We start from the raw sequence: 4265 nt of genomic DNA on the forward strand, positions 1-4265 counted from the left end.
GGGCGGCTCAGGGGGCGGTGGCCCAGTTGGTCAGGTCCCATAGTTGATGGGACGGCAGGCGGCGTAGGCGGATGGTCGCCGCGGACGGGTCCCAGAAGACCTCGTCGCTTTCCAGCTCCAGGGACTGCGCGGCGGTCAGCACGGCGCAGAGGAGTTCGTCGCGCGTTCGGACGGCCATGAGGGGTCCTATCTGCGCCACGGCGCCCGAGCATTCTGAGAGGGTCCGGAGCAGGGCCTTGAGTGCGGCCTCGTCCTCGGGCGGCCGTGTCGGCTCCACGCCCGGCGGGACGCCCGGTTGGACGCGGGCGAGGCCGCGCCTGACCCCGCCGCGCGGGGCGTCCTGCAGGCCGTTGCGGGGAAGGTCGGCGCCGGTCGAGATGAGCAGCGCGCTGAACGCCCCGGCGAGGTCCTCCGCGGCCTGGCCGCCGAGGAAGTACCGGCGGCGCTCGGGGGAGCCGGGGACGGGCCCGTCCGATCCCTCGGTGGTGCGGAAGCGGACGTTGAGGCGGCTGGCCCGCACGCACCGCTCGTACATCTCGCCGAGGATGTCGTCGAGCTGGTCGTCGCGCGTCCACAGCCGTCCGGTCGCGGTGACGGCGTCGCCGTGGGCGCGGGGGCGGCCGGTGAGCGCCGCGGTGACCGTGTCGTCCAGCTCGCCCTCGGTGAACTGGAGCAGTTCGGCGACGACGTCCTCGACGTCCTCCAGCGTCCGGGTGAGGGTGCGCTGGAGGGCGAGGATCTCCTCGCCGCCGCGCTCCAGGTCGGCCAGCCGGCCGAGGGCGGTGTCGACCTTGCCCTCGATCTCCTCGGCGCCCGTCCGGGTGACGGCCCGCACGGACGTCTCCACCTCGCCCAGCTTGCGGCGCAGCGCGGCCAGCGTGATCCGCTGCTGCTCCAGGTCGCGGAGCCGGCCGGCCTGCGTCCGCAGGAAGTCGTCGGCCTGGTGGACGAGCCCGGCGAGTTCCTCGACCTGCCCGGTGTTCTGGCGGAGCCGGGTGTCGAGGGCGGGCAGCACGTCCTGCTTGACGCGCGACAGTTCGGCGGTGAGCTGCTCGCCCACCGTGACCAGGACGTTGTTCTGCTTGGTGACCTGTTCGTTCAGTTCGTCGATCCGGCGGGAGAACGCGTTCGACTGGTCCCGGCTCTGCTTGCCCGCGTACAGCTCGAGCGCCCCGACCACGAGGCACATCACCACCAGGATGACCGTCGTCATTGCACTCCTCGGGGGTGACGGTGATTACCGGACCGATTTTTGATCGCGACCATAACTTACGATCACGCGGGCCGACCGTAACTTACGTAACCGACTGATCTCAGTGACCGGCCGAGGTCCGTGCCATTCGGTGAGTGCTTGAATACTTTTAGTGATGTGTGTCAGATGCAGCCTTCGAATTGCGGGACGGTGGTGGTGAGGTCCAGTCCGGTGGGGCCGAACCAGCGCTTGAGCTGCAGGCGCATCGTGCCGTCCTGGTACATCTTCGTGATGGCCTCGTTCACCGCTTCGCAGCCGTCCACGTCGTCCTGCTTGAGGCCGACGCCGTAGCGTTCGTCGGAGAACGGCGCGTTCAGGAGCGTCATGTAGTCGCCCTTCTTGGCGGCCTCCGAGGCGAGGCCCGCGAGGATCAGGTCGTCGGTGGACACCGCGTCGAGGTCGCCCGCGACGAGTTTGTTGAGGCAGTCGGTGTATCCCTCGGCCTCGACCGGCACCGCGCTGACGCTCTGTTCCGTGCGGACGCGCTGGAACGACTGCGAACCCGGGACCATGCAAAGCCGTTCACCGGCGAGATCGTGCAGGTCCCCGACCGACGCCGGATTGGATTTCCGGACGAGAATGTCCTGGTGGGCGACATAGTAGGGGCCGGCGAACTTCACTTTCGTCTTGCGTTCCGGGGTGATGGAGTAGGTGCCCACGACCATGTCCACCGCGCCCGACCGGATCAGCTCCTCGCGGTCCTTGGACGCCACTCTCCGGAACGTCACGTTCGCGGCGGGGACTTTCAGGTGCCTGGCGATCTCCTTGGCCATGCGGATGTCGAAGCCCTCGTAGGAGTCGTATCCGTCCGCGGGCTCGCCTATCTGCCGCCCAAGGCCCGGCTGGTCCCCCTGGACGCCGATGACCAGGCCGTCCTTGCCGGCGACGGACGAGGCCGCCTCCCCCACGGTGCCGCAGGCGGCGGCGAGGATCGCGAACGCCGCGGGCACCGCCGCCCACCTCGCGGCCCGCAGGCCCCGCCCCCTCACTTCGACCACCGGTACTCGGCCAGGCGGGGACGCACTCCGATGAGCACGAGCAGGGCGATGGCGACGCCCGCGATGGGCAGCACCGTGTACCAGCCGCTCGTCCCGTCGTCCCCGTCCTTCACCGCTTCGTCGAACTCTTTCTGGTGTAGGCCGATGAGGCTCTGCAGGGACCGGTCGTACACGGCGAAGTCCTCGGTGGCCGCGCCGCGTGCCGCGATGGCCTCCGCGCGCTTCCCGGCATGGACGAGGTCCCTCATCTGGCGGTCGTTCGCCTGCACCTTCTGGTAATCGCCCAGGGCCTTGTTGAGGGCGTTCACCAGTCGGGACTGCTGCTCTCCGGACTCCGTGGGCCGGTTGGCCTCGGTACCGAGGAAGCCCAGGAAGCGGGCACGTCCGGGTTCGAACGACAGATCCCCCTGCACGGCTCGGTTGTACTCGGTCAGATTCCCCGCCGGGAGGTAGAGGACGGTCTGGGACTTGCTCAGGTAGACCTGCTCGTAGGCGTCGGCTCTCTCCGGATCGAGGAGGAAGCGGGTCTCGTCCGCGGCGGCGCTGTTGCTGATGGCGCGTGCCCGCGCGAGGGAGAGGATCGAGTCGAACCCCTCCTCCTTGGCCTGGCGCAGATGGCTCGCCTGACCGGACAGCATCGCCGTGCCCGTTGCGACCAGGACGAGCGACGCCAGCGTGGCCAGGGCCAGCGGCACGTTCAGGACCCGGCGGAAGCGCTTCGCCAGGTACAGCTGGAAACCGGCCAGGACGGCCAGCAGCGCCAGCCCGGTGACGAGGACCCACATCCGTCCGGTGAGCACGGCGGACCGCTTGTCCTCGTAGGTGTGTCGGACGAGGGTGCCGTTGTCGAGGGTGAGGTTGTACGCCTTGGGCAGCAGGTCCAGCTTCATCAGGTCGGTCGCCTGCCGGTACAGGCCGATGACCTCCGTGGACGGCCGCCCGGACGCGCGGTCGGACTGCCGGTCGAGCAGCAGGGCCTGCCCGGCGAGCCGCTCGTAGCGGCCGAGCGCGTCCAGCACGTCGCGGGCCGTGTTCTCCTCGGTGCGCTCGTCGGCGAGCTTGGCCGCCTTGAGCAGCGCGTCGCCCGCCTTCAGCCGGTTGTCGTTGTAGCGGGCCAGCGCCTGGTCGCGCTCGCCGCCGGCCGCGCCGCCCGCCAGCAGCGCGTTGCCGAGCTGCGCGTCCATGTCGGTGAGCTGGAAGTACAGGTCGCCGGTCGCGACGACCTGGGGTCCCGCGTCCTGGCCGATCACCCGCACGCCCTCGCGGGCGTTCGCGATCGCCGCCCACGCGACCGCCAGGAGCGCGACGAGCAGGACGAGCGACACCGCCGTCAGTGCCCGGATACGGGCCGCGACGGTGCGGGGGAGCAGCCGCGCGACACGGCCGGGCGGCGTCTCGCCCTCCGCCCGGCGAAGCCCGCTGGGACGCCGCCGGTCGGGCGGCGCCGGACGCTGGGAGGGGGCGGGTCGCGCCGTCCCGGGAGCCTGCTGAACGGCCGTCATTTCGCCTCGCCTCGGATGAGCGTGATCGTGGTCCATGCGCCCACGTGGATGCGGTCACCGTGGGCGACGGGGATCTCCACGTTGTACGGGATGGGGTCGATCGACCCGTTCATGCAGGTCCGGTTGGTGGATCCGGGGTCGACCAGCGTCCAGGTGCCGTCGGGTTTGGCCAGCAGAACCGCGTGGACGTGGGAGACGCCGGGATCCTCGGGCGGCTCGCGCAGGTCGATCTCCGGCGGGGACGGCAGCGCAGAGCCGCGCCGTCCGATGCGCACCTGCCGCCCGGTGAGCGGGATCCGCCGCTCGGGCGCGTACGGGGGGAAGCTGAGCGCTTGCGAGTCGGGACCCTCCTCGGCCATGACCATGTCGAAGTAGCCGCGGTCGGCCGTCACGACCGCCGTCCAGACCGACCCGCCGTCAGTGCCCGGATACGGGCCGCGACGGTGCGGGGGAGCAGCCGCGCGACACGGCCGGGCGGCGTCTCGCCCTCCGCCCGGCGAAGCCCGCTGGGAC

4 protein-coding genes are annotated in these 4265 nt (G+C 70.9%); all 4 read right to left on the reverse strand.

Annotation, left to right across the window (positions count from 1 at the left end; all coding sequences use genetic code 11):
* Nucleotides 1-7 precede the first annotated feature (7 nt).
* Nucleotides 8-1213, reverse strand: coding sequence for a hypothetical protein (locus E1289_RS36625; RefSeq protein WP_131988620.1), 1206 nt, complete (start codon nucleotides 1211-1213; stop codon nucleotides 8-10).
* Between the two features lie 161 nt (nucleotides 1214-1374).
* Nucleotides 1375-2202 carry a glutamate ABC transporter substrate-binding protein gene (locus tag E1289_RS36630; RefSeq protein ID WP_243713442.1) on the reverse strand — a complete coding sequence of 276 codons (828 nt, stop codon included), beginning with the start codon at nucleotides 2200-2202 and terminating at the stop codon, nucleotides 1375-1377.
* A gap of 35 nt (nucleotides 2203-2237) precedes the next feature.
* Nucleotides 2238-3752, reverse strand: a complete 1515-nt coding sequence (locus tag E1289_RS36635) for a hypothetical protein (RefSeq protein WP_243713443.1) — start codon at nucleotides 3750-3752, stop codon at nucleotides 2238-2240.
* On the reverse strand, nucleotides 3749-4144 hold the full coding sequence (locus tag E1289_RS36640; RefSeq protein WP_243713444.1) for an FHA domain-containing protein: 396 nt from the start codon (nucleotides 4142-4144) through the stop codon (nucleotides 3749-3751). Before E1289_RS36640 ends, E1289_RS36635 begins: the two co-directional genes overlap by 4 nt.
* Nucleotides 4145-4265 lie beyond the last annotated feature (121 nt).

The sequence above is a fragment of the Actinomadura sp. 6K520 genome (genome assembly GCF_004349245.1).
GTDB lineage: Bacteria > Actinomycetota > Actinomycetes > Streptosporangiales > Streptosporangiaceae > Spirillospora.